Below are 23,272 nucleotides of genomic sequence, written 5' to 3'. Positions count from 1 at the left end.
CCGGGCTGCCGCATCCCCGGGGATCGTCCGCGGAGATCAGCGGGACCCGCCCAGGGCCTCGGCCCTGACCCGGGCGCAGCTGCGGCTGATGAGCCGGGAGACGTGCATCTGGGAGATGCCGAGGCACTCGGCGATCCGGCTCTGCGTCATGTCCTCGAAGAACCGCATGTACAGGATGGCCCGTTCCCGCTCGGGCAGCCGCCGCAGCCCCTCCTTCGCCGCCTCCCGGTCGACGAAGACGTCGTAGGAGCCTTCGGGCACCCCGAGGGTGTCGGCGAGGCGGTGACCGTCCTCGCCGTCGGTGAGTTCGGCGTCCAGGGACAGGGTGCTGAAGCTCTCCAGGGCCTCCAGACCGGTGGTGACCTCGTCCTCGGTCAGGCCGGTGCGGGCGGCGAGATCGGCGACGGTGGGTTCCGGAGATCCTGGATTCTGGGCGAGATCGCGGCGGGCCACCCGTACCCGGTTGCGCAGTTCCTGCACCCGGCGCGGCACGCGCAGCGCCCACAACCGGTCGCGGAAGTGCCGTTTGACCTCACCGGTGATGGTGGGCACCGCGTAGCTCTCGAAGGCGCCGCGTGCGGGGTCGTAGCGGTCGACGGCCTTGACCAGGCCGAGTGCGGCGACCTGGCGGAGGTCCTCGACGGACTCGCCGCGGTCGCGGAAGCGGCCGGCGATGCGGTGGGCCATGGGCAGCCAGGCGGCGACCAGTTCGTCCCGCAGGACGCCCCGCTCGGGGCCGTCGTCGAGCGCGGCGAGGCGGGCGAAGAGGGCCGTCGTGTCGGGGGCGTCGTCGTGGGCGCGGCGGCGCGTCGTGCGGGTGGTGCGGCGGGGTGTGGTTCGGGTGGTGCGGTCGGGCGTGCGGGGACGGCTGGTCGACCATTGGCTGGGCATGCGGAATCGCTCCTGAAGTGTGGGTTTCAGGGCGTCACCGGAACGAGGGTCCCGGGACTCGGCCCGAACTCCGGTGTCGGGGGAGCCGCGCAAGCACCTTCCGGACCGCTCGGCGGGCCCTGGGGCCGTCGTACGACTGCTCCCGTCGGCGCGCGCCTATGGTCCGAAGCACGACAGTCCGACTGCCCCTTCGGTCCAGGCGCAAACTGCGTCCTGCCGGAAGTCCGCCCACCGGCTCAGGCCAGGGGCACGACCGCCGTGATCCGTTTGCCGCCGCAGGGCAGTCCGGCGACCTCCACGTCACGGGCCAGCCGGCAGACGATGGGCCAGCCCCGGCCGCCGGGCAGCCAGTGGTCGCGTTCTTCCACGGCCCGTTCGGCGACCGGTGTCTCGTCGCTGCGGTCGCTGACCGACACCCGTACCGCGCACCCCTCGACGTCGACGTCGAAGCCGGTGATCCCGCCGCCGTGCAGGATGGCATTGGTGGTCAGTTCCGAGGTGACGAGCAGGGCGTCGTCGAGGGCTCCGGCGGCACACGGCAGGTCCCGTCGGGCGACCGCGCCACGTACCGCTCTGCGGGCGTCGGCCGGCAGCAGCGGGGGCCGGCGGAACTTGGGTGGTGGTGCGGCTGGTGACTCGGTCCGGTACTTTTCCCGCATCCTCTCGCTCCCTGAGTGGTGGACCGGTTGCGTAGGGGCTCTCCTCTACGCCTCACCGGTCGGGACGCGACCAAACCCGTTCGGATGCCGCGAGGGGCTCCCCAAAGTGAAACGGGTCACGTAGCCTGTTCCCAGCTACACGAAACGGCTCTGGATGGTTTACCGTTCACCCATAAGTGGTCGAGGAGTTGACTCCGGGTCCTCCCGCACCACCTCTGACGGCCCTGGCTGGCCTCCCCCGTCCAGCCAGGGCTTTTTCATGCCCGGACCGCCTCCCGGCGGCGATTCCCGCCCTCTTCGAGGTGCCCGGCCGGGCGGCAGCGGCTGAAATGGGCGTAGGGAGTGCACCCCGTACCCTCGCCGGCGAGGAGCCCCGTGCCATGACCAAAGCCATCAAACTGCTGACCGCCCTGCCCCAGGCCCAGCGCGAGCGCCTCATGGAACTGGCTCACGAGGTGTCCTTCCCCGAGGACAGCAGGATCTTCGAGGCCGGCGGCACCGCGGACCGCTTCTGGGTGATCCGCTCCGGAGCGGTCAACCTCGACCAGGAGGTGACGTCCCGCAAACGGGTCACGGTCGCCACTCTGGGCGCGGGCGACCTGCTCGGCTGGTCCTGGCTGTTTCCGCCGTACACCTGGGACTTCGGAGCGGTGGCCTTCAGCCAGGTACGGGCCTACGAGTACGACGCCTCGGCCGTGCTGGCGCTGTGCGTGGAGGATCCGCTGCTCGGTCTGTCCCTGGTGCGGACCGTCGCCGAGATCCTCGCCAGCCGGCTGGAGGTCACCCGGGGCAAGCTCCTCGACGCGTACGTCGGGCGACGGCCGGCGTAGCCGGGTCAGACGCGGTAGCGGCGCAGGGCCGGGACGGCGGCGGCCAGGGCCAGCATCACCACGACCACCAGCAGGCCGCCGCCCGCGACCGCCGCGCGCGGACCGAAGACCGAGCCCGCGGTGCCGTGCAGCACGTCGGCCAGCCGCGGACCGCCCGCGACCACCACGGTGAACACGCCCTGCATCCGGCCGCGCATCTCGTCGGTCGCGGCGGAGAGCAGGATCGCGCCGCGGAAGACCATCGAGACCATGTCGGCGACCCCGGCGGCGGCCAGGAAGGCCACGGCGACCCAGAGGTTGCGGCTCAGCCCGAACCCGGCGATCGCCGCGCCCCAGCCGACGACCGCGCCGATCACCATCCAGCCGTGCCGGCGGGCCCGCGAGAAGGTACCGGAGAAGAGCCCGCCGAGGACCGCGCCGACGGGGATCGCCGCGAAGAGCAGGCCGAGCGCGAGGCCCTCGCCGTACGAGGCGTACGTCTGGGCGGCGAGCTGCGGAAAGAGGGCGCGGGGCATGCCGAAGACCATCGCGATGATGTCCGCGAGGAACGACAGCAGCAGCACCTTGTGCATCGAGATGTACCGGAAGCCCTCGGCGATCTCGCGGATCCCGGCGCGCCGTGCCGTCGCGCCCGCCAGCGGCGGCAGCGCGGGCAGCCGGTAGACCGCCCACACCGTCACGCACAGCGCCAGCGCGTCGATCAGGTACAGCTCGGGCAGCCCGATGACGGGGATCAGGGCACCGGCGAGCAGCGGACCGACCACCTGCCCGGTCTGCATGACCGTCGAGCCGAGCGCGTTGGCGGCGGGCAGCTGCGCCTCGGGGACCAGCCGGGCGATGGAGGCGGTCCGGGCGGGCGCATTGAGCCCCCAGAACGCCTGCTGCATCGCGAGCAGCACCATCAGCGCGGCCACGGACTTCATCCCGGTGGCCGCCTGGACGAAGAACAGCAGCGAGGTGACACCGATGCCGATGTTGGTGATCAGCAGCAGTTTGCGGCGGTCCATGGTGTCGGCGACCGCGCCGCCCCACAGCGCGAACACGATCAGCGGCAGCAGCCCGGCGAGGCTCGCCGCGCCGACCCAGGCGGACGACCCGGTGATGTCGAAGATCTGCTTGGGCACGGCCACGGCGGTCAGCTGGCTGCCGACCGAGGTGACGATGGTCGAGGTCCACAGCCGGCGGTAGGCCGGGATGCGCAGCGGGCGGGTGTCCATCGCCCAGCGTCGCCAGCCGCTCCGGGGCGGGGCGGCCGTGGCGTCGTCGGGGGTCTGGGTGTCGGACTGGGTGCCGCTCTCGCTGGTGTCCACGGAGTTCCTGGTGTCCCGCTCTTCTCGATGCCCGCTACATCTTTCGATTGCAGGTTCACTATCCCAGCAACTTCTGCCGCTGCCGAACCGGTTGTCTCAGGATGCGGCCGCTCCGGGGTCCGGGCGCCTCAGGATCCCGCCACCAGCATCACGCCGAGCCCGATCATGGTCAGCGCCACCAGCCCGTCCAGCACCCGCCAGGCGCCCGGCCCGGCGAGGTAGCGGCCGAGCAGCCGGGCCCCGAAGCCGAGGACGGTGAACCAGCAGAGGCTGGCCAGCGCGGCACCGAGGCCGAAGGTCCAGCGCAGGTCGCCCCGGTCGGCGGCCAGGGTGCCGAGCAGGAACACGGTGTCCAGGTAGACGTGCGGGTTGAGCCAGGTCATGGCCAGGCAGGTCAGTATCGCCCGGCGCCGGGACCCGGCCGCCTCGCCCTCGGCGCGCAGGCCGCCGGTGCCGGGCCGCAGGACCCTGCGGGCGGCCAGGGCGCCGTAGCAGAGCAGGAAGGCGCCGCCGATCAGCCCGACCGCCCGTACCGCCCCCGGCCAGGCCACGACGATCGCGCCCACCCCGCCGACGCCGAGCGAGATGAGGGCGGCGTCGGAGAGCGCGCAGATGCCGACGACCACGAGGACCGCGTCACGGCGGATGCCCTGGCGCAGCACGAAGGCGTTCTGGGCGCCGATGGCGACGATGAGCGAAAGGCCGCTGCCGAAGCCTGCGGCAGCGGCGGCGAGGGTGCTGTACATGCCCTCGACGCTACGGAAGCGATCACCGTGGGTACAGCTAAAGATTTTTACGTACCTTTAGCAGTACTGAAGTAGGACGATCCGAGGAAGGAGGGTGGCGGTGGAGCTTCCCCTCGACCAGGTGCGGACCCTGCTCGCGGTGGTGGACGAGGGCACGTTCGACGCGGCGGCCGCGGCCCTGCATGTGACGCCGTCGGCGGTCAGCCAGCGGGTGAAGGCGCTGGAGCAGCGCACGGGCCGGGTGCTGCTCCAGCGCACCAAGCCGGTGCGGCCGACGGAGTCGGGCGAGGTGCTCGTCCGGTTCGCCCGGCAGCTGGCCCGGCTGGAGCGGGACGCGCGCGGCGAACTCGGCATGAGCGGGGCCGGGGCACCGACCCGGGTGTCGGTCGCGGTCAACGCGGACTCGCTGGCGACGTGGTTCCTGGCGGCGCTGACCGGGTTGCCGGGCGTCTTCGTCGAACTGCGGCGGGAGGACGAGGACCACACGGCCGCGCTGCTGCGGGAGGGGCTGGTGATGGCGGCGGTGACCTCGTCGCCGGACGCGGTGCCGGGGTGTTCGGTGCGGGCGCTGGGGCGGATGCGGTACCTGCCGGTGGCCGCGCCGGAGTTCGCGGCGGCGTGTCTGACGGGGGTGCTGCCGGATGCGCTGGCCGAGGCGCCGGTGATCGTGTTCGACCGGGTCGACGACTTCCAGGACGGGTTCGTACGGCGGCTGGGGGGTGCGGGCGCGAGTGCGCTGCGGCACCACGTGCCGACGTCCGAGGGGTTCGTGGACGCGGTGACGGCCGGGCTCGGGTGGGGGATGGTGCCGGAGCCGCAGGCGGAACCGCGGTTGCGGGAGGGGCGGCTGGTGCGGCTCGGTGGGCGGGAGCTGTGGGTGGACGTGCCGTTGTACTGGCAGCAGTGGAAGCTGGATTCGCCGGCTTTGGGGGCGGTGGCGGAGGCGGTCCTGCGGGCGGCGGGGGGTGCGTTGCGCCAACCGTAGGGGGGCGGCCGGCGGTCTTGCGGCTGCGGGTGAGTGGGGGCTGGTCGCGCCCACGCGGCGGCAGCCGCATATCGGAAACAGCCCCGCGCCCCTTTCAGGGACGCCCCAGCTCAGGGCGCTTCCAAGTGCCGTTCTGCGCTGTCCAGGAGCATTTCCAACGCCGTGGGATAGGCGCTCGTCACCATGCGCTTCGCCAGCAGGCGGGACGCCTCGGCGATGCGGGGGTGGGTCGTGTGCGGGAGGCGGGCGTAGGTCGAGTTCCACTTGTCCTCGTCGGCGCGCTGGAAGTCCTTCGGGAGGGCGAGGGAGGCCGCGTCCAGGGCTGCGAAGGCCAGGGTCTGGTCGATGAAGGCGTGGTAGACGCGCACAGTCTCGGGGAGTGAGAAGCCCGCCGTGCGCAGGACGTCCAGGACCGCCTCGTCGGCGGCGAGTTCGTGGGCCCGGCCGGTCACCCGGTTCGTCGTCAGCAGGGCCGCCTGCGGGTGGGCGACGTACTGCGCGTGGATGCGCAGGCCGATCGTGCGCAGGTCGGTCCGCCACTCCCCCGTCGGCGTCCAGCCGGCCAGCGCCTGGCCGATGAGGGCGTCGCCGATCGCCAGGGTCAGGTCGTCCATGCCCCGGAAGTAGCGGTACAGGGTGCTGGGGTCGCAGTCGAGGGCGAGGCCCAGGCGGCGGGCGGTCAGGCCCGCGCTGCCGTGCTCGCGCAGCAGGCGCAGCGCGGTCTCCACGATCAGCCGCTCGGAGAGCACCGTGCCGCCGCGGGTGGGGCGGCGCCTGCGGCGCTTCTCCTCCGGTACGACCGGTTTGGGCATCGCACGCTCCCTGCCGTTCTCACCGCTCTTATGCCAACGCCATTGACCTTACGATGACGGCCCGGCGTTTCATTCCGGCCCAGGCGCCCCCGTACTCGACCTCGCTCTCTGTCCCAGAAGGAGATCCCCGCATGCGTGTACTGCTCGTGGGAGCCGGTGGTGTGGGCACCGCCGTCACCCGGATCGCCGCCCGGCGGCCGTTCTTCGACCTGATGGTGGTCGCCGACTACGACCCGGCGCGTGCCGAGGCGGCGGTGGCGGCCGTCGGCGACGACCGGTTCCGCGCCGAGCGCGTCGACGCCGGTGACGAGGCCGCCGTCGCCGCACTGCTGGCCCGGCACGGCTGCGACGTGCTGCTCAACGCCACCGACCCGCGCTTCGTCATGCCCCTGTTCCGGGCCGCCCGGAAGGCCGGCGCGAGCTATCTCGACATGGCGATGTCGCTGTCCCGGCCGCATCCCGAGCAGCCGTACGAGGAGTGTGGGGTGAAGCTCGGTGACGAGCAGTTCGCGCTGGCCGGGGAGTGGGAGAAGGCGGGTGCGCTGGCGCTGGTCGGCATGGGGGTGGAGCCCGGTCTGTCGGACGTGTTCGCCCGGTACGCGGCAGACGAGCTCTTCGACGAGATCGAGGAGATCGGCATCCGCGACGGCGCGAACCTGACCGTGGACGGCTACGACTTCGCACCCTCCTTCAGCATCTGGACCACCATCGAGGAGTGCCTCAACCCGCCCGTCGTGTACGAGAAGGGGCGCGGCTGGTTCACGACCGCCCCGTTCAGCGAGCCCGAGGTGTTCGACTTTCCGGCGGGCATCGGGCCGGTGGAGTGCGTGAACGTCGAGCACGAGGAGGTGCTGCTGGTACCGCGCTGGGTGGACGCACGGCGGGTCACCTTCAAGTACGGGCTCGGGACCGAGTTCATCGAGACGCTGAGGACGCTGCACCTGCTGGGCCTGGACCGCACCACCCCGGTGACCGTGCCCGGTGCCGACGGCCCGGTCGCGGTCTCGCCCCGGGACGTGGTCGCCGCCTCGCTGCCCGACCCGGCGACGCTGGGCGAGCGCATGCGCGGCAAGACCTGCGCGGGCACCTGGGTGCGCGGGGTGAGGGACGGGCAGCCGCGGGAGGTGTATCTCTACCACGTTGTCGACAACGAGTGGTCGATGGCGGAGTACGGTTGTCAGGCCGTGGTGTGGCAGACGGCCCTCAACCCGGTCGTCGCCCTCGAACTCCTGGCCACCGGCGCGTGGTCGGGCTCGGGCGTCCTCGGCCCGGAGGCGTTCCCGGCCCGCCCGTTCCTCGACCTGCTGACCGAATACGGCTCCCCCTGGGGTCTGCGCGAGCAGTGACCGCCCGCGCATTCCAGAGGACTTGGCCGTTTCGGCCGCGCCCGCTGCGGTGACCCGGATCCGAGCAACGCGCACCCGCAACGGCAGAGTCGACTTGGATCGCAGGTGACTTCGATGGATGACTGGCGAGACCGCGCCGAGTGCCGCAACGAGGATCCCGACCTCTTCTTCCCGATCGGCACCACCGGCCCGTCGCTGCACCAGACGCGGCGGGCGAAGGCGGTCTGCGAGCGCTGCCCGGTGCAGGAGCCGTGCCTGCGCTGGGCGATGGAGAGCGGGCAGGCGATCGGCGTCTGGGGCGGTACCACCGAAGCGGAGCGCCGACTGCTGGCCCGGCGCCGGCAGCGGGCGGCGCGCCGGTTCAGCTGACGTCGGCCGGGGCCGGTGCGGCCGGCAGCCGCAGGGTGAACTCGGCGCCCTTGCCCGGTTCGCTGCGCACCTCGGCGGTGCCGTCGTGGGCGGCGAGCAGATGGCGCACGATCGGCAGACCGAGGCCGCTGCCTCCGGTACGGCGGCTGCGGGACTTCTCCGCGCGCCAGAACCGCTCGAAGACGTGCGGGAGGTCGTCCGCGGCGATGCCCGGGCCGGTGTCGGTGACGGTGAGGACGACGTCGTCGCCGTCACGGCGGGCGGCGAGCGTCACCGTGCCGTCGGCGGGGGTGTGCCGGATCGCGTTGGAGACCAGGTTGCCGAGGGCCTGCCGCATCCGCACCGGGTCGGCGTGGAGCCAGGCGGTGCCGTCGGTGTCGGTGAGCAGGGTGACCCCGGCCGCGCCGGCGGCGACCCGGTGGGCGGCGGCGGCCTGGTCGACCAGGTCGGCGGCGCGCACCGGTTCGCGGTGCACGCGCAGGGTGCCGGCGTCGGCGGCGGCCAGGTCCTGGAGGTCGTCGATGATCCGCTGCAGGACCAGGGCCTCCTCGTGCAGGGAGCCCAGCAGGGCCGGGTCGGGGTCGACGAGGCCGTCCCGGGTGACCTCCAGCCAGCCGCGGATGTTGGTGAGGGGGCTGCGCAGTTCGTGGGCGATGTCGCTGACCATCGCCTTGCGCTGCTCCTCCAGGCGCTCCCGGCGCTCGGTGAGGTCGTTGAACGCCTCGGCCAGCAGCCCGGTCTCGTCCCGGGTGCGTACTGGCGCCCGGACGTGCAGTTCGGGCGGCTGCTGAGCGGCGGCCGTGAGCGCGCGCAGCGGCCGTACCAGGCGCATGGCGACGACGGCGGTGACGGCGACCGTGACGGCGAGGACCAGACCGGCCGCGCCGACGATCCTGGCCTTGTTGGCCGGGGACATGTCGAAGCGGGGTGCGGTCTGGTCGCCGATGCCGAGGAAGAGTTCGGCGGCCGGGGCGACGTACGGCTGGAGCTGGGTGCGCCGGGCGTTGAGGACACACTCCTTCGCGGTCTGGTCCGTCTTCCGCTCGACCCCCTTGTTCGTGACGAGGAAGCCGCCCGAGACCGGGTCGCGTCCCGTCGTGTCGTAAGTGAGGGACAGCGAGCCGCCGAGGTCCATGTCCCTGGCCCGGAGGCAGGGGCGGGCGAGGTCGGCCAGCGCGTCGAGGGCTTTGGTCTCGGTGGCGGTCGGGAAGTCGAGCGCGTCCCTCGTCTCGGCGGTCGACTCGCCGTAGACGTTGCCGCACTTGACCTTGAGGTAGAGGGCGGTGTCCGTCGCCTCGTCCACGACGACATGGGGCCGCCCGCCCGGAGTGTGCTGGACGGTGCTCCGGACCCCCATTTCGTCGAAGCACTCCTGCTCCCGCTTCGCGAGCGCGTCCAGCTTCTCGCGCTCCGGCCCGGTCAGCCGGAACGGGCCGACCGCGCGCGGGTCGATGCCGCTGAGCTGGGCGCCGAACTCGGTGTAGGTGTCGGTGTGCAGGGGGTCCACGGCGGCGGCCGGCCGTGGCGGCAGCGGGGTGTCGTGCAGCGCCGAGTCGGCGATCGGCGTGCGGTCGGCGGTGGTCAGCGCGATCCTGCGGCCGGTCTTCGCGGCCAGTTCCCGCACGGTGTGCTGCACCCCGGACCAGTCGGGGTGGTCCGCCGCGTACCCGCTGAGCTCCGCGAGGATCTTGTTGTCGGCGGCGAGGTCCTGCCCCTGCTCCTCCTCCAGTGCGCTGGTGGTGGTGGTCACGGCGAGCCAGGCGGTGGCGGCCACGGAGCAGAGGGCGATCAGCACCGAGGTGAACAGCAGCCGGACCAGCAGCCGTTTGCGCCACGGTATCCGGGGCTTCACGGCCGGCCTCCGCTCAGCTTGTAGCCGACGCCGAACACGGTCACCAGCCGCACCGGTCGCCGGGGATCGGCCTCGATCTTCCGGCGCAGGTTCATCACGTGGACGTCGACGGCCCGTTCGGTGGAGGAGCGGTCGAAGCCGCGGGTGCACTGGAGCAGCTGCCGCCGGGTGAAAACCCGGTCCGGTTCCCCCGCCATGGCGAGCAGGATCTGGAACTCGGCCGGGGTCACCTCCACCGGCTGTCCGTCGCAGCGCACCTGGTGCCGCACGGGATCGACGCTGATCCCGGCGGCGGTCACCGCTGGTTCCTCCTCCCGGACGGCGGCGGCCCGCCCGCTGCGCCGCAGGATCGTCCGGATCCGGGCCATCAGCTCGCGTGGGCTGTACGGCTTGGTCATGTAGTCGTCGGCGCCCAGCTCCAGGCCGAGCAGCACGTCGTCCTCGTCGGACCGGGCCGTGAGCATCAGCACCGGGATCTCCGGATCGCCGCCGCGCAGCACCCGGCAGACGCCGAAGCCGTCGATCACCGGGAGCATCAGGTCGAGGACGACCAGGTCGGGCCCGAGCCGCCGGGCCGCGTCGAGCGCCGCGGCCCCGTCATGGACCACGGTCGCGCTGTGCCCCTCGGCGAGCAGCGATCTCCGGATCAGCTCGGCCTGCATCTCGTCGTCCTCGGCGACCAGCACATGTGCGCACACAGGTTCGGATCCTAAGCGGAGTTCGGGTGGCCTACTGGGCGAGCCAGTCGGCGTGCCCCATGACGACGACCGGATGCCGGTCCGGGTCGAGGGCGCGCAGCAGCTCCTTCATGTGCGCCTTGGCGACGCTCACACAGGCGTGCGTCGGACCACCGTGGTCGACGTGCAGCCACACGCCACCGCCCCGCTTCGCACCCATCGGCCGGGTCCAGTCGAGCGGTGAGGTACCGGGCTCCCGGTTGTAGTTGATGGCGATCACGTAGTCGAAGGAACCCTCCAGCGACTCGCCCTCGAACCCGGTCCCGGGCGAGGTGAAGCCGTAGGACTGGTGGTACGGCAGCCTGCTCCCGGGGTCGGCGAGCAGCCCCCCGGCATCGGTCAGCCCGTACACGCCGACGGGCGAGCGCAGGTCCCCGGCCATGTGGTGCTCGCTCCAGCCGTCCCTGCCGTTGTGCGCGGGCCAACGGGCGCCGGGCTGCCAGACGTCGTCGTCGCGTGAGTAGAGCACGACGGTGGAGAGCGGTGAGTCCTTGCCCCGGCCGCTGGCCACGACGACCTGCTCCGCCCGCTCGGGTATCGCGGCCGTCCTTACGGGCCCGAGCCCGGGTATGCCGCTCGGCTGCGGGCTGCTGCTCTCGGGTGTGGGGGACGCCGTCTCCCGCACCGGCCGGTCGTCCTCCGACCGGCTCGGCGCGGCCTCGGCGCCGCCCCCGCACCCGGAGAGCAGGACGGGGGAGGCGGCGAGAAGGGCGACGGCGGCTCTGCGATGGATCATGAGACAGACCCTGACCGACGCTTGTAAGAAACTCGTCAGCTTTTGACATTTGTTAGTGGAGACGCGCCCCTTCAGGGGCGCGGGGCTGTGTCTGTCTGCGGCTGCCGCCGCGTGGGCGCGACCAGCCCCCACGCGCCTGCACCCGAACAACTACCCCTACGGCTTGCCCTTCTTGTACAGCCACGTCTGGAACAGCGAACCGAGGTCCTTCCCCGACTCCTTCTCCGCGAGCTTCACGAACTCCGCGGTGGTCCCGTGTCCGTACCGGTGCTGCGCGGCCCAGTCCCGCAGGATCCGGAAGAACACCGCGTCCCCGACCGCCTTCCGCAGCTCGTGCAGCGCCATCGCGCCCCGCGCATAGACCGGCGTGCCGAAGATGTTCTTCCCGCTGCCCGGATCCGCCGGCGGGTACGCCCACAGCTCGTCGCTCGCCGGCTTGGCGTACAGCGCGTCGAAGGTCTTCTGCGCGCTGTCCCCGCCGTGCTGCTCGCTGTACAGCCACTCGGCGTACGTGGCGAAGCCCTCGTTGAGCCAGATGTCCTTCCAGGCGGTGAGGGAGACGGAGTCGCCGAACCACTGGTGGGCGTTCTCGTGCACGAGCGTGCTCAGGTCCGGCGCCGAGTCGTAGATCGGCCGGCCCTGCGTCTCCAGCGCGTAGCCGACGCTCGGCGCGTGGTCGACGATCGACCCGGCGGAGCGGAACGGGTACGGCCCGAACAGCTTGCTCTCCCACTCCAGCACCGACGGCAGCTTCTTCAGCACCGCCGCGGACCCGCTCGCCTCGCGCGGGTCGACCGCGTTGTAGACCTTGATCCCGTCCCGGGTGGTGTACTGCTCGACCTTGAACTTGCCGACCGTGGCGGTGGCGAGGTACGCGGCCATCGGCTCGGTCTGGCGCCACCGGAAGGTGGTGCGGCCGTCGGACGTGTGCTGCCCGAGGAGGACGCCGTTGGCGACGGCGGTGCGGCCCTTGGGGACGGTGATCGTGAAGTCGTACGACGACTTGTCCTTGGGGTGGCTGTTCCCCGGGAACCAGGTCATCGCGCCCTGCGGCTCCCCGGCGACGAACGCGCCGTCGTCGGTACGGATCCAGCCGTCGGCCGAGCCGTCCGGGTCGGTGACCTGCTTGGGCGTGCCGTTGTACAGCACGGTGACCCGGAAGTCCCGGCCCTTGGCCAGCGCCCGCGCCGGCGTGACGACGAGTTCCTGCCCGCTGCGGCTGAAACGCGCGGTCCGGCCGTCGACGGTCACCTTGGTGACCTTCAGGCCGCTGAGGTCGAGGTCGAAGCGGGTGAGCTTCTCGGTGGCGCGGGCGGTGAGGACCGCCTTGCCGTCGAGGTGCCGGGACGAGGTGTCGTAGCGGAGCGTCAGGTCGTAGTGGCTGACGTGGTAGCCGCCGTTGCCGCTGAGCGGGAAGTAGGGGTCGCCCGCGCCCGCGCCGCCTATGGTGCTCGCCGAGGCCGTTCCGGCGCCGGCCAGCAGCGCCGCCACGGCGACCGGGACGGTGGCGAGGACGGCCTCGCGGCGGAGGACTGCGGTACGTCTGCTTGCGCCCTGCACATGGACTCCTTGGGGGGTGGCCGATGATCAGTGGCCCACAGACTAGGCGCGCGGGTGTCCGCGTTTCCCCCTCATTCTGGTCAAGCCGCGCCGCGTCGGCAGCCCGCGGCGCGGGCCCGCCGCATACGCTCGCGCCACCGACAGCGAACCGAGAGGTGCATCGACCGTGAGCGTGCGCGTCCGCAGGATCTACGAGTCGCCCGAGCCGGCGGACGGGGTGCGCGTCCTGGTGGACCGGCTGTGGCCGCGCGGGCTGTCCAAGGAGGTCGCGCACGTGGACGAGTGGCCGAAGGGGCTGACACCGTCGGACGAACTGCGCCGCTGGTTCCACGCCGGCGGGTCGTACGAGGAGTTCGTGCGCCGTTACGAGGCAGAGCTCACCGCTCCCGAGACCGCCGAACTCCTCGACGGCCTGCGGGAGTTGACCCGGAAGGGGCCGGTGACCCTGCTCACCTCCTCCAAGACCCCGGACGAGAGCCACGCCACCGTGCTGGCGCGGCTCCTCACCGCCTAACCGGGTCCGGCGAATTTCACTGCGGTTCGGCAGCGCCCCGTAGGGGCGCGGGGAACTGCGCGGCCGGCCCCGACGGCGCCGCAGAAGGCAGCCGGCCCATCGCGGCACTTCCAGCGGAGCGCCTAGGCGGTCTGCTGCGCCGCCGCGCGTCCCGCCGCCCGGCCCGAGAACAGGCAGCCACCGAGGAACGTGCCCTCCAGCGCGTTGTAGCCGTGCACGCCGCCGCCGCCGAAGCCGGCCACCTCGCCGGCCGCGTACAGCCCGCCGATCGGCTGCCCGTCGGCGCCGAGGGCGCGGGAGTCCAGGTCGGTCTGGATGCCGCCGAGGGTCTTGCGGGTGAGGACGTGCAGCTTGACGCCGATCAGCGGTCCCGCGGCCGGGTCGAGGATGCGGTGCGGGGTGGCGACCCGGCCGAGGCGGTCGCCGATGTAGCGGCGGGCGTTGTGGATGCCCTGGACCTGGGAGTCCTTGCTGTAGGAGTTGTCGATCTGCAGGTCGCGGGCGACGATCTGGCGGCGTACCTCGGCCGTGTCGAGCAGTGGCTTGTCGGTGAGGCCGTTCATCTTCTTCACCAGCTGGTCCAGGGAGCTCGCGGTGACGAAGTCCGCGCCGTGGTCGAGGAAGGCCTGCACCGGGCCGGGCGCGCCCTTGCCGAGCAGCCGGTCGCGGAGCACGGCCTTGCGGTCCTTGGCGGTGATGTCGGGGTTCTGCTCGGAGCCGGAGAGCGCGAACTCCTTCTCGACGATCTTCCGGGTGAGGACGAACCAGGAGTGGTCGTATCCGGCGATGTCCTCGGTGGTGCGCAGGTACTTGAGGGTGTTGAGGGTGTCGTAGCCCGGCAGGCAGGGGTCGGGCAGGCGGCGGCCGAGGGCGTCGAGCCAGATGGAGGAGGGGCCCGGGAGGATGCGGATGCCGTGGCCGGGCCAGATGGAGTTCCAGTTCTGGATGCCCTCGGTGTAGTGCCACATGCGGTCGCGGTTGACCAGGCGGACGCCGGCCTCGGCGCTGATGTCGAGCATGCGGCCGTCCACATAGGCGGGGACGCCGGTGACCATCTCGGCGGGGGGCGTGCCGAGGCGTTCGGGCCAGTAGCGGCGGACGATGTCGTGGTTGGCGCCGATGCCTCCGGTGGTGACGACGACGGCCTGGGCGGTGAGTTCGAAGTCGCCGAGGCGGTCGCGGTTGGAGGCGACGCCGCGCGGCGAGTCGTCGGGGGCGAGGACCGTGCCGCGCACGCCGCGCACCTCGCCGTCCTGGACGACGAGTTCGTCGACCTGGTGGCGGTGGTGGAAGGTGAGCAGCCCGTCGCGGGCGGCCTGCTTGGCGTAGCGGGCGAACGGCTCGACCACGCCGGTGCCGGTGCCCCAGGCGACGTGGAAGCGGGGGACGGAGTTGCCGTGGCCGTGGGCGCGCAGGTCGCCGCGTTCGGCCCAGCCGACGGTCGGCAGCAGGCTGATGCCGTGGCTGTGCAGCCAGGGCCGCTTGTCGTACGCCGCGAACTCGACGTACGCGCGCGCCCAGCGCATCGCCCAGGAGTCCTCGTCGTCCTTCCGGTCGAACTGGGCACTGCCCTGCCAGTCGTTCCAGGCCAGGTCGAAGGAGTCCTTGATGCCGAGGCGGCGCTGTTCGGGCGAGTCGACGAGGAAGAGCCCGCCGAAGGACCAGAACGCCTGGCCGCCGAGGTTGGCGGCGTTCTCCTGGTCGACCAGGGCGACCCGCCGGCCCCTGCTGGTGAGTTCGTGCGCCGCGACCAGACCGGCGAGGCCGGCTCCGACGACGATGACGTCCGCGTCCATGGCGACTGATGCCCTTCTCATACGGGGTGGGTGGTGCCGTTCGTTCCTGCGGGGTGGGTGCTGCCGTCGGTCAGCAGCGCGGTGAGCAGTTGCTTGAGCCAGGTGCGGGCCCGGTCCACGTCCCTGTCGAGCAGCAGCTGGACGGTGACTCCGTCGTAGGCGGCGACCACGGCGTGCGCGGCGCCGTCGGCATCGCCGAGGACGGCGGGGACCGGGGTGTGGCCGCGGGCCCGGAAGAGCCGGTCGGCGATGGCCTGGCGGAGCCGGGTGCGGTGGTCGAGGAGGATCCCGGCGACGGCCGGGTCCCGGGCGGCGTGCACCAGGAAGTCGGTCTTCACCAGCAGCCAGTCCACGTCGAGGAGCAGCACGTCGGTGACCCGGTCCACGGAGGCCGGTACGTCCAGGTCGGTGCCGTCGCCGGCGAGCGCGTCGGCGACCTGCCGGGCGATGAGGTCGGCGCGCTCCCGGTAGAGGGCGAAGAACAGCTCGTCGAGGGTGGCGAAGTTGGAGTAGAAGGCGCCCCGGCTGAACCCGGCGGCCTCGCAGACCTCCTCGATGGAGACCCGCCCGAAGCCCTTGGCGGCGAACACGGTGAACGCGGCGTCCAGCAGCCGGGCGCGGGTCCGCACCCGCCGCCGGGTCACGCGCTGGGGCGCACCGCCGTTCGCTGTCATGTACCGGCCTCCGTTCGATACGTGAATGTATCGGATACATCAACGTATCGAAAGGCCTCCGGCGCCCCGCCCGGAGAATTCGAATGGAACACGCTTTCGATTAGGGAGTACGCTGGCTCCATGGCCACGCACCTCCAGGGCTCCCTGTTCGACCAGACCGACGAGCTGCGGCTCGGCGGCCTCGACGGCATCGGCCGGACCGCGCTGGGCTCCGGCGCCTGGATCGACGTACTGCCCGGCTGGCTGAGCGGCGCCGACGCACTGTTCGAACAGCTGGCGGCGGACGTCCCGTGGCATGCCGAGCGCCGCACGATGTACGACAACGTCGTGGACGTACCGCGCCTGCTCGCCTTCTACGGCGCCGGCGACCCGCTCCCCCACCCCGTCCTCACCGAGGCCCGCGAGGCGCTCACCCGGCACTACGCCGAGGAGCTGGGCGAGCCGTTCGCCACGGCCGGGCTCTGCTACTACCGCGACGGCCGGGACAGCGTCGCCTGGCACGGCGACCGGATCGGCCGGGGCGCCCGCGAGGACACCATGGTCGCCATCCTCTCCGTGGGCGCGCCCCGCGACCTGCTGCTGCGCCCCCTGCACGGGGGTCCCTCGGTCCGGCGCCCGCTCGGCCACGGCGACCTGATCGTGATGGGCGGCTCCTGCCAGCGGACGTGGGAGCACTGCGTACCGAAGACGACCCGGGCCGCCGGGCCGCGGATCAGCATCCAGTTCCGGCCACACGGGGTGCGGTGACCTGGGCCTCGGCAACGGGCGGCCCGCCGCATGTGGTTGGCTGTCCTCCGTTTCGATCGGCACGAACGGGCAAGCCGGAGTGATCATGCGGGCAGCGGTACACGAAGTCGGCAAGGGCGCCTATCTGGTGCACGGCCAGCACACCAACTGGGTGATCCTCAAGGATGGCGACGCCGTCACGCTGGTGGACACCGGCTACCCCGGCGACCGGCAGGGGCTGCTCGACTCCCTCGCCGAGGTGGGCAGTTCACCGGAGGCGGTGGCGGCCGTCCTGATCACCCACGCGCACAACGACCACCTCGGCTCGGCCGAGTACCTGCGCGACGCCCACGGCACACCGGTCTATCTGCACGAGGCCGAAGTGCCGCACGCCCGGCGGGACTTCCTCCAGCAGGTGTCCGTGGGCGAGGTGGTGAAGAACGCCTGGCGGCCGGGTGTCGTGCCGTGGCTGGTGCACGTGCTGCGCGTCGGCGGCACCGAGCAGCACCCGGTCAAGACGCCCGAGGCGTTCCCGGTCGCCGACGGCCCCCTCGATCTGCCGGGCCGCCCCGCCCCGGTGCACACCCCCGGTCACACCGACGGGCACACCGTCTACCACCTGCCCGACGCCGGGCTGGTGATCTCCGGGGACGCCCTGGTCAGCGGCCACCGCACGTCACGGATCCAGGGGCCGCAGCTGCTGCCCGACATGTTCCACCACCAGCGGGACCGGGCCCTCGCCTCGCTGGCGGTGATCGGCGAGCTCGACGGCGACACCCTGCTGCCGGGCCACGGCCCGCTGCACCGGGGTTCGGTGCGGGCGGCCGCCGAGCGGGCCCGGGAGCTGGCCTCGTAACCCTCCGGCCTTAAGGTTCGTCCCATGGCCTTGCAGATCAGCGCCACCAACCCGGAGCACCCCGCGCTCCTGCTCGAACTCCCCTGGGACGTCCCGCTGGAGGAGTGGCCCGAGGAGTACCTCGTGCCGCTCCCCCGGGGCATCTCCCGGCACGTGGTGCGCTACGCCCGGGCCGGCAGCGAGGTCATCGCGGTGAAGGAGCTGGCGGAGCGCCCGGCGCTGCGCGAGTACGAGCTGCTGCGCGACCTGGACCGGCTCGGCATCCCCGCGGTGGACGCGCTCGCCGTGATCACCGGCCGCCTCGACCCGGACGGCGAACCGCTGGAGTCGGTGCTGGTCACCCGGCACCTGGGCGGATCGATGCCGTACCGCTCGATGTTCGAGACGACCATGCGCCCGGCCACCATGCACCGCCTCATGGACGCCCTGGCGGTGCTGCTGGTACGCCTGCACCTGGCCGGGTTCGCGTGGGGCGACTGCTCGCTGTCCAACACCCTGTTCCGGCGGGACGCGGGCGCGTACGCGGCCTACCTGGTGGATGCCGAGACCGGCGACCTGCACCCGCAGCTGAGCAACGGGCAGCGGGAGTACGACCTCGACCTGGCCCGGGTCAACATCAGCGGGGAACTGCTCGACCTGGAGGCGTCAGGGGCGCTGCACCCGTCGCTGGACCCGATCGAGTTCGGGTTCGAGATCTGCACCCGCTACGGCGAGCTGTGGGAGGAGCTGACCCGGACCTCGGTGTACCCGGCCGGCAAGTACCAGTACATCGAGCGCCGGATCCGGCGGCTCAACGACCTCGGTTTCGACGTGGCCGAGATGCAGATCGAGCACTCCTCCAACGGCGACTCGGTCACGTTCGTGCCGAAGGTCGTCGACGCCGGTCACCACCAGCGCCAGCTGCTGCGGCTGACCGGCCTGGACGCCGAGGAGAACCAGGCCCGGCGGCTGCTCAACGACCTGGAGAGCTGGATGGCCACCCAGGACGACTACGTCCCCGGCGATCCCCTCGCGGCCCGGCCCGAGGTGCTGGCCCACCGGTGGGTGCGGGACGTCTTCCGCCCCACCGTGCGGGCCGTACCGCCGGAGCTGCGCGGTTCCATGGACCCGGCGGAGATCTACCACGAGCTGCTGGAGCACCGCTGGTACCTGTCCGAGCACGCACAACACGACATAGGCCTGGACAAGGCGGTCGAGGACTACATCGAGAACGTGCTGCCCAAGGCGCGGGAGACCCTGGAGCCGGTCACCCCTGAGTGAACCGGGCGCGCGTCCCGTGGGTCAGTCGTGCGGGACCACGGCCACCGGGCAGTCGGCGTGGTGCAGCACCCCGTGCGCGACCGACCCGATGCGCGCGCCGACCGCCGTGCGGTGGGCGCGCCGCCCGACGACCATCAGCTGGGCGCGCCCGGCCACCGACAGCAGCACCTGCCCCGCGCTGCCCATCTCCACGTGCTCGGCGACCGGCACCCCCGGGAACCGCTCGCGCAGCGGCCGCACCGCCTCCGACAGCGCCTTCCTCTCGAAGGGCTCCATGCCGCCGGCCTCGTCCAGCAGCTTCAGCGAGCCGGGGCTGTAGGCGAAGACGGGCGGCAGGGTCCAGGCCCGCACCACCCGGACCGTGGCGCCGCGGGCCGCCGCCGTCTCGAAGGCGAACTCCAGTGCGGCCGCGCTGTCCTCCGCGGTGCCCTGCTGCCCCACGACGACCTCCCGCCCCGCGGCCTCGGCCGCAGGGCGGTCCCCGGCCCGCACCAGGACCACGGGCCGGGCGGCCTCGGCGATCACCTGCTGGCCGACGGACCCCAGCAGGAAGCCGACGACCCGGCCGTGCCCGCGCGAGCCCAGCGCCAGCAGCTCGGCGCCGGCGGCCGCGTCCACGAGCACCTCGACCGGGCCGCCCTCCACCACGTCGACGCCCACCGCGAGCTCCGGATACCGCCCGGTGATCGCCCGCACCGACTCGGCCACCCCGTCGGACACCCACCCGCGCTGCGTCTCCCGGTCACCGCCGACCGCCTCGTGCGCCTCGAACCGCCAGGCGTGCACCACCCGCAGCGGCAGCCCGCGGCGCACCGCCTCCCGGGCCGCCCAGTCGAGAGCGGCGAGGCTCTCCTCCGTACCGTCGACCCCTGCCGTGATCGGGCGTGTCATGCACCGGCCTCCTCGTCGGTTCCGCGTCTGCGTGATCAGTCTCGCGCACCGGCGGGTGCCCGCCGTGCACCGTCGTACAAGAGCGCAGGCGGGCGATCGAACATACGATGGGCGGGAACCGGTACGGTGGCCGCACTCCTCGCGGAGGGCCCGTCGTCCCGTGGAACCAACGGCTCGGGGTGGGAGACGTATGGCACAGGCTGCCGACGCGGCACGGACCGTCATCATGACCGTGGACGACGACCCGGGAGTGTCCCGTGCCGTCGCCCGGGACCTGCGGCGCCGCTACGGCGCGTCGTACCGGATCGTGCGCGCGGAGTCCGGCGACTCGGCGCTGGAGGCACTGCGCGAACTGAAACTCCGCGGCGACCTGGTGGCGGTGATCCTGGCCGACTACCGGATGCCGCAGATGAACGGCATCGAGTTCCTGGAACAGGCCCTGGACGTGTACCCGGGCGCGCGGCGGGTGCTGCTGACCGCGTACGCGGACACCAACGCGGCGATCGACGCGATCAACGTCGTCGATCTGGACCACTATCTGCTCAAGCCCTGGGACCCCCCGGAGGAGAAGCTCTACCCGGTCCTGGACGACCTGCTCGACGCCTGGCGGGCCAGCGACTACAAGCCGGTGCCGGCCACCAAGGTGGTCGGGCACCGCTGGTCGGCGCGGTCCTCGGACGTGCGGGAGTTCCTGGCCCGCAACCAGGTGCCGTACCGCTGGTACTCGGTCGAGGAGCCGGAGGGGCAGCGGCTGCTGGCCGCGGCCGAGGCCGACGGGACGCGGCTGCCGCTGGTGATCACCCCGGACGGCACGCCCCTGGTGGAGCCCGAGGCCCCGGAACTGGCCGCGCGCGTGGGGCTCGCGACGACGCCGACGGCGGACTTCTACGACCTCGTGGTGATCGGCGGCGGCCCGGCCGGGCTCGGCTCGGCCGTGTACGGGGCGTCGGAGGGGCTGCGGACCGTGCTCGTGGAGCGGTCGGCGACCGGCGGGCAGGCCGGGCAGAGCTCGCGGATCGAGAACTACCTGGGCTTCCCGGACGGCGTCTCGGGCGCCCAGCTCACCGACCGGGCCCGGCGGCAGGCCGCCAAGTTCGGCGCGGAGATCCTGACCGCCCGCGAGGTCACCGGCCTGGAGATCAACGGGGCCGCGCGGGTGGTGCGGTTCGCGGACGGCTCGGCGGTCGCGGCGCACAGCGTGATCCTGGCGACGGGAGTGCAGTACCGGCAGCTGGAGGCGGAGGGCTGCATCGACCTGACCGGCTGCGGGGTGTTCTACGGCTCCGCGCTCACCGAGGCGACCTCCTGCCAGGGCCAGGACGTGTACATCGTCGGCGGCGCCAACTCGGCCGGCCAGGCGGCGATGTACCTGTCCCGGTTCGCCAAGTCGGTGACCCTGCTGGTCCGCGGCCCCGACCTGGCGGCGTCGATGTCGTACTACCTGATCCAGCAGATCAGCGAGGCCCCGAACATCACCGTGCGCAGCCACACGGTGGTGGACGCCGCGCACGGCGTGGAGCGCCTGGAGCAGCTCACCCTGCGCCATGTGCAGAGCGGGGACCGGGAACAGGTCGACGCCCAGTGGATGTTTGTCTTCATCGGGGCGGCACCGCTCACCGACTGGCTCGGTGACACGGTGCTGCGGGACGAACGCGGGTTCATCCTGGCCGGGCCGGACCTGACCGTCGACGGACGGCCACCGGCGGGCTGGGAGCTGGACCGGCCGCCGTACCACCTGGAGACCAGCATTCCCGGCGTGTTCGTGGCGGGCGACGCACGCGCCGAGTCCGCCAAGCGTGTCGCGTCCGCCGTCGGAGAAGGAGCCATGGCAGTGATGCTTGTCCACCGGTATCTGGAGCAGTCATGAGCGGGCAGCCGATGCCGTGCAGCCCGAAGGAGATCGGCGCGCTGTTCCTGTTCGAGAAGCTGGAGCCGGAGCAGCTCGGGCGGCTGTGCGCGGCGGGCCGGGTGGAGCTGTTCCAGCCGGGCCCCGTCTACACCGAGGGTGACCCGGCCACCTGTTTCTACGTGATGGTCGAGGGCACTGTGGTGCTCTCCCGGCAGGTCGGCGGGGACGACGTCGAGGTGACCCGGACCTCGCAGGCCGGGGTGTACGCGGGCGCGATGCAGGCCTACCTCGGGGACCGGGTGCGGCAGGCGTACAACAACACGATGCGGGTGACCGAGCCGACGCGGTTCTTCGTGCTGCCGGCCGACACGTTCGCGGAGATCATGCAGGACTGGTTCCCGATGGCCGTGCACCTCCTGGAGGGCCTGTTCTTCGGTTCGAAGAACACCCAGGCGGCGATCGGGCAGCGCGAACGGCTGCTGGCCCTCGGCTCGTTGTCCGCCGGACTCACCCACGAGCTCAACAACCCGGCCGCGGCGGCCGTGCGGGCCACGTCGACACTGCGCGAGCGGGTGGCGAAGATGCGGCACAAGCTCGCCATCATCGCCGGAGGGCCGTTCTCGCGGGAGCAGTTGTCCGGTCTGATCGAGATCCAGGAGCGCACGGCGGAACGGGTCGCCAAGGCGTCGTCGCTCAGCCCGCTGGAGGCCGCCGACTGCGAGGACGAGCTCACGGACTGGCTGGAGGACCACGGCATCGACCGCGGCTGGGAGATCGCGCCGACGTTCGTGCAGGCCGGGCTCGACGTCGACTGGCTGGAACAGGTCGCGGCCGCCGTCGACGAGGAGATCCTGCCGAACTCGGTCGGCTGGCTCAACTACACCATCGAGACCGAGCTGTTGATGAACGAGATCGAGGACTCCACCACCCGCATCTCGCACCTCGTCGACGCGGCCAAGCAGTACAGCCAGCTGGACCGGGCGCCGTTCCGGGAGGTGGACGTGCACGAACTCCTCGACAGCACCCTGCTGATGCTGTCCGGGAAGATCGGGCAGGACATCCAGGTCGTCAAGGAGTACGACCGTACGGTCCCGCCCGTGCCCGCCTACCCCGCCGAGCTCAACCAGGTGTGGACCAACCTCATCGACAACGCGGTCTGCGCGATGAAGGACGGCGCCGAGGGCGACGGACACGGCACGCTGACCGTGCGGACGGCGCTCGACCACGAGCAACTGCTGGTCGAGTTCCGGGACACCGGGAGCGGGATCGCGCCCGAGATCAAGGACCGGATCTTCGACCCCTTCTTCACGACCAAGCCCGTGGGGCAGGGCACGGGGCTCGGTCTGGACATCTCGTGGCGGATCGTCGTGAACAAGCATCACGGCACCATGCGGGTGGAGTCGGAACCCGGCGACACCCGGTTCCAGGTGCTGCTTCCGCTGACCGCCGAGACGCCCGAGGAATCCGAGACAGCCGTGGAGGCAGTATGAGTGGCGACACCGCGATAGACACGAACGTTCCGCCGAGCGGTGCCGGGTGTGTGGAGTGCGACGCGGCGGGGGGCTGGTGGTTCCATCTGCGACGGTGTGCGCAGTGCGGGCACATCGGGTGTTGCGACGACTCGCCGGCGAAGCATGCGACGGCGCACTTCCATGAGACCGGGCATCCGGTGATCCGTAGTTACGAGCCGGGCGAGGGGTGGTTCTGGAACTACGAGACGGATGAACTCTTCGAGGCGGGGCCGGAGTTGGCGCCGCCGGTGAGTCATCCTGCGGATCAGTCGGTGCCGGGTCCTGCGGAGCGGGTGCCGGAGGACTGGGCTCGGGTGTTGCGGGGTTGATCGCCTAGCGGGGTGGGGGGCTGTGGCGATGGC

General features: G+C 72.1%; 23 protein-coding genes. 11 read left to right on the top strand and 12 right to left on the bottom strand.

Annotated elements, in window-relative coordinates:
- Nucleotides 1–36: 36 nt before the first annotated feature.
- Nucleotides 37–891 (bottom strand): SigB/SigF/SigG family RNA polymerase sigma factor, encoded by an 855-nt coding sequence (locus ACFWPQ_RS43900; RefSeq protein ID WP_384048373.1) that lies wholly within the window; start codon nucleotides 889–891, stop codon nucleotides 37–39.
- Between the two features lie 236 nt (nucleotides 892–1,127).
- On the bottom strand, nucleotides 1,128–1,550 hold the full coding sequence (locus tag ACFWPQ_RS43895) for an ATP-binding protein (RefSeq protein WP_384048371.1): 423 nt from the start codon (nucleotides 1,548–1,550) through the stop codon (nucleotides 1,128–1,130).
- Between the two features lie 380 nt (nucleotides 1,551–1,930).
- Here ACFWPQ_RS43895 and ACFWPQ_RS43890 point away from each other — a divergent pair, with 380 nt between their 5' ends.
- Nucleotides 1,931–2,380 (top strand): cyclic nucleotide-binding domain-containing protein, encoded by a 450-nt coding sequence (locus ACFWPQ_RS43890; RefSeq protein WP_384048368.1) that lies wholly within the window; start codon nucleotides 1,931–1,933, stop codon nucleotides 2,378–2,380.
- Between the two features lie 5 nt (nucleotides 2,381–2,385).
- Here the strand turns inward: ACFWPQ_RS43890 and ACFWPQ_RS43885 are convergent, their stop codons facing one another.
- A complete protein-coding gene (locus ACFWPQ_RS43885; protein ID WP_384048365.1) occupies nucleotides 2,386–3,690 on the bottom strand; it encodes an MFS transporter in 1,305 nt (434 codons plus the stop codon).
- 128 nt (nucleotides 3,691–3,818) lie between these two features.
- Nucleotides 3,819–4,436, bottom strand: coding sequence for a LysE/ArgO family amino acid transporter (locus ACFWPQ_RS43880; protein ID WP_384048363.1), 618 nt, complete (start codon nucleotides 4,434–4,436; stop codon nucleotides 3,819–3,821).
- Between the two features lie 94 nt (nucleotides 4,437–4,530).
- On the opposite strand from ACFWPQ_RS43880, the gene ACFWPQ_RS43875 reads away from it, so the two are divergent.
- Nucleotides 4,531–5,421, top strand: a complete 891-nt coding sequence (locus ACFWPQ_RS43875) for a LysR family transcriptional regulator ArgP (RefSeq protein ID WP_384048360.1) — start codon at nucleotides 4,531–4,533, stop codon at nucleotides 5,419–5,421.
- A gap of 110 nt (nucleotides 5,422–5,531) precedes the next feature.
- On the opposite strand, the gene ACFWPQ_RS43870 is transcribed toward ACFWPQ_RS43875, so the two are convergent.
- On the bottom strand, nucleotides 5,532–6,233 hold the full coding sequence (locus ACFWPQ_RS43870; RefSeq protein WP_384048357.1) for a TetR/AcrR family transcriptional regulator: 702 nt from the start codon (nucleotides 6,231–6,233) through the stop codon (nucleotides 5,532–5,534).
- Nucleotides 6,234–6,364: 131 nt separating this feature from the next.
- On the opposite strand from ACFWPQ_RS43870, the gene ACFWPQ_RS43865 reads away from it, so the two are divergent.
- Together ACFWPQ_RS43865 and ACFWPQ_RS43860 are read left to right on the top strand one after the other, a co-directional pair.
- Complete coding sequence (locus tag ACFWPQ_RS43865; protein WP_384048354.1) at nucleotides 6,365–7,579, top strand: saccharopine dehydrogenase family protein; 1,215 nt, start codon at nucleotides 6,365–6,367, stop codon at nucleotides 7,577–7,579.
- Nucleotides 7,580–7,693: 114 nt separating this feature from the next.
- Entirely contained in the window at nucleotides 7,694–7,948 is a 255-nt protein-coding gene (locus ACFWPQ_RS43860) for a WhiB family transcriptional regulator (protein ID WP_089102668.1), read from the top strand.
- Here ACFWPQ_RS43860 and ACFWPQ_RS43855 read toward each other — a convergent pair.
- The 4 genes from ACFWPQ_RS43855 to ACFWPQ_RS43840 all read right to left on the bottom strand — a co-directional run bounded on the left by ACFWPQ_RS43855 (nucleotide 7,941) and on the right by ACFWPQ_RS43840 (nucleotide 12,833).
- Nucleotides 7,941–9,800 (bottom strand): ATP-binding protein, encoded by a 1,860-nt coding sequence (locus ACFWPQ_RS43855; RefSeq protein ID WP_384048351.1) that lies wholly within the window; start codon nucleotides 9,798–9,800, stop codon nucleotides 7,941–7,943. The genes ACFWPQ_RS43860 and ACFWPQ_RS43855 overlap by 8 nt on opposite strands.
- Nucleotides 9,797–10,498: a response regulator transcription factor gene (locus tag ACFWPQ_RS43850; RefSeq protein WP_384048348.1), complete on the bottom strand. Its 702-nt coding sequence runs from the start codon at nucleotides 10,496–10,498 to the stop codon at nucleotides 9,797–9,799. Before ACFWPQ_RS43850 ends, ACFWPQ_RS43855 begins: the two co-directional genes overlap by 4 nt.
- A gap of 31 nt (nucleotides 10,499–10,529) precedes the next feature.
- Entirely contained in the window at nucleotides 10,530–11,273 is a 744-nt protein-coding gene (locus ACFWPQ_RS43845; RefSeq protein ID WP_384048345.1) for a hypothetical protein, read from the bottom strand.
- A gap of 156 nt (nucleotides 11,274–11,429) precedes the next feature.
- Nucleotides 11,430–12,833: a M1 family metallopeptidase gene (locus ACFWPQ_RS43840; RefSeq protein WP_384048342.1), complete on the bottom strand. Its 1,404-nt coding sequence runs from the start codon at nucleotides 12,831–12,833 to the stop codon at nucleotides 11,430–11,432.
- A gap of 166 nt (nucleotides 12,834–12,999) precedes the next feature.
- Here ACFWPQ_RS43840 and ACFWPQ_RS43835 point away from each other — a divergent pair, with 166 nt between their 5' ends.
- Entirely contained in the window at nucleotides 13,000–13,347 is a 348-nt protein-coding gene (locus ACFWPQ_RS43835) for a DUF488 domain-containing protein (RefSeq protein WP_384048339.1), read from the top strand.
- Between the two features lie 122 nt (nucleotides 13,348–13,469).
- On the opposite strand, the gene ACFWPQ_RS43830 is transcribed toward ACFWPQ_RS43835, so the two are convergent.
- On the bottom strand, nucleotides 13,470–15,143 hold the full coding sequence (locus tag ACFWPQ_RS43830) for an FAD-binding dehydrogenase (protein WP_384048402.1): 1,674 nt from the start codon (nucleotides 15,141–15,143) through the stop codon (nucleotides 13,470–13,472).
- 17 nt (nucleotides 15,144–15,160) lie between these two features.
- Nucleotides 15,161–15,817: a TetR/AcrR family transcriptional regulator gene (locus ACFWPQ_RS43825; RefSeq protein ID WP_384048336.1), complete on the bottom strand. Its 657-nt coding sequence runs from the start codon at nucleotides 15,815–15,817 to the stop codon at nucleotides 15,161–15,163.
- A 120-nt stretch (nucleotides 15,818–15,937) separates the two neighbouring features.
- On the opposite strand from ACFWPQ_RS43825, the gene ACFWPQ_RS43820 reads away from it, so the two are divergent.
- The 3 genes from ACFWPQ_RS43820 (at nucleotide 15,938) to ACFWPQ_RS43810 (ending at nucleotide 18,659) form a co-directional block, all read left to right on the top strand.
- Nucleotides 15,938–16,564: an alpha-ketoglutarate-dependent dioxygenase AlkB gene (locus ACFWPQ_RS43820; protein WP_384048334.1), complete on the top strand. Its 627-nt coding sequence runs from the start codon at nucleotides 15,938–15,940 to the stop codon at nucleotides 16,562–16,564.
- An 85-nt stretch (nucleotides 16,565–16,649) separates the two neighbouring features.
- Nucleotides 16,650–17,399, top strand: coding sequence for an MBL fold metallo-hydrolase (locus ACFWPQ_RS43815; RefSeq protein WP_384048331.1), 750 nt, complete (start codon nucleotides 16,650–16,652; stop codon nucleotides 17,397–17,399).
- A 24-nt stretch (nucleotides 17,400–17,423) separates the two neighbouring features.
- A complete protein-coding gene (locus tag ACFWPQ_RS43810) occupies nucleotides 17,424–18,659 on the top strand; it encodes a DUF4032 domain-containing protein (RefSeq protein ID WP_384048328.1) in 1,236 nt (411 codons plus the stop codon).
- Between the two features lie 21 nt (nucleotides 18,660–18,680).
- Here the strand turns inward: ACFWPQ_RS43810 and ACFWPQ_RS43805 are convergent, their stop codons facing one another.
- Nucleotides 18,681–19,550 (bottom strand): universal stress protein, encoded by an 870-nt coding sequence (locus ACFWPQ_RS43805; protein ID WP_384048325.1) that lies wholly within the window; start codon nucleotides 19,548–19,550, stop codon nucleotides 18,681–18,683.
- A gap of 190 nt (nucleotides 19,551–19,740) precedes the next feature.
- Here ACFWPQ_RS43805 and ACFWPQ_RS43800 point away from each other — a divergent pair, with 190 nt between their 5' ends.
- Genes ACFWPQ_RS43800 through ACFWPQ_RS43790 form a run of 3 tightly spaced genes read left to right on the top strand, consistent with a single transcriptional unit; the run spans nucleotide 19,741 to nucleotide 23,239 of the window.
- Entirely contained in the window at nucleotides 19,741–21,417 is a 1,677-nt protein-coding gene (locus ACFWPQ_RS43800) for an FAD-dependent oxidoreductase (RefSeq protein WP_384048322.1), read from the top strand.
- On the top strand, nucleotides 21,414–22,889 hold the full coding sequence (locus ACFWPQ_RS43795; protein WP_384048320.1) for an ATP-binding protein: 1,476 nt from the start codon (nucleotides 21,414–21,416) through the stop codon (nucleotides 22,887–22,889). Before ACFWPQ_RS43800 ends, ACFWPQ_RS43795 begins: the two co-directional genes overlap by 4 nt.
- A complete protein-coding gene (locus tag ACFWPQ_RS43790) occupies nucleotides 22,886–23,239 on the top strand; it encodes a UBP-type zinc finger domain-containing protein (protein WP_384048317.1) in 354 nt (117 codons plus the stop codon). The genes ACFWPQ_RS43795 and ACFWPQ_RS43790 overlap by 4 nt, the downstream gene beginning before the upstream one ends.
- Nucleotides 23,240–23,272: the final 33 nt, after the last annotated feature.

Origin of the sequence: Streptomyces sp. NPDC058464, from assembly GCF_042721035.1 — a bacterium.
Lineage (GTDB): Bacteria > Actinomycetota > Actinomycetes > Streptomycetales > Streptomycetaceae > Streptomyces.
Note: the sequence above shows the minus strand (reverse complement) of the source record. Positions and strands in the feature narration are given on the sequence as shown.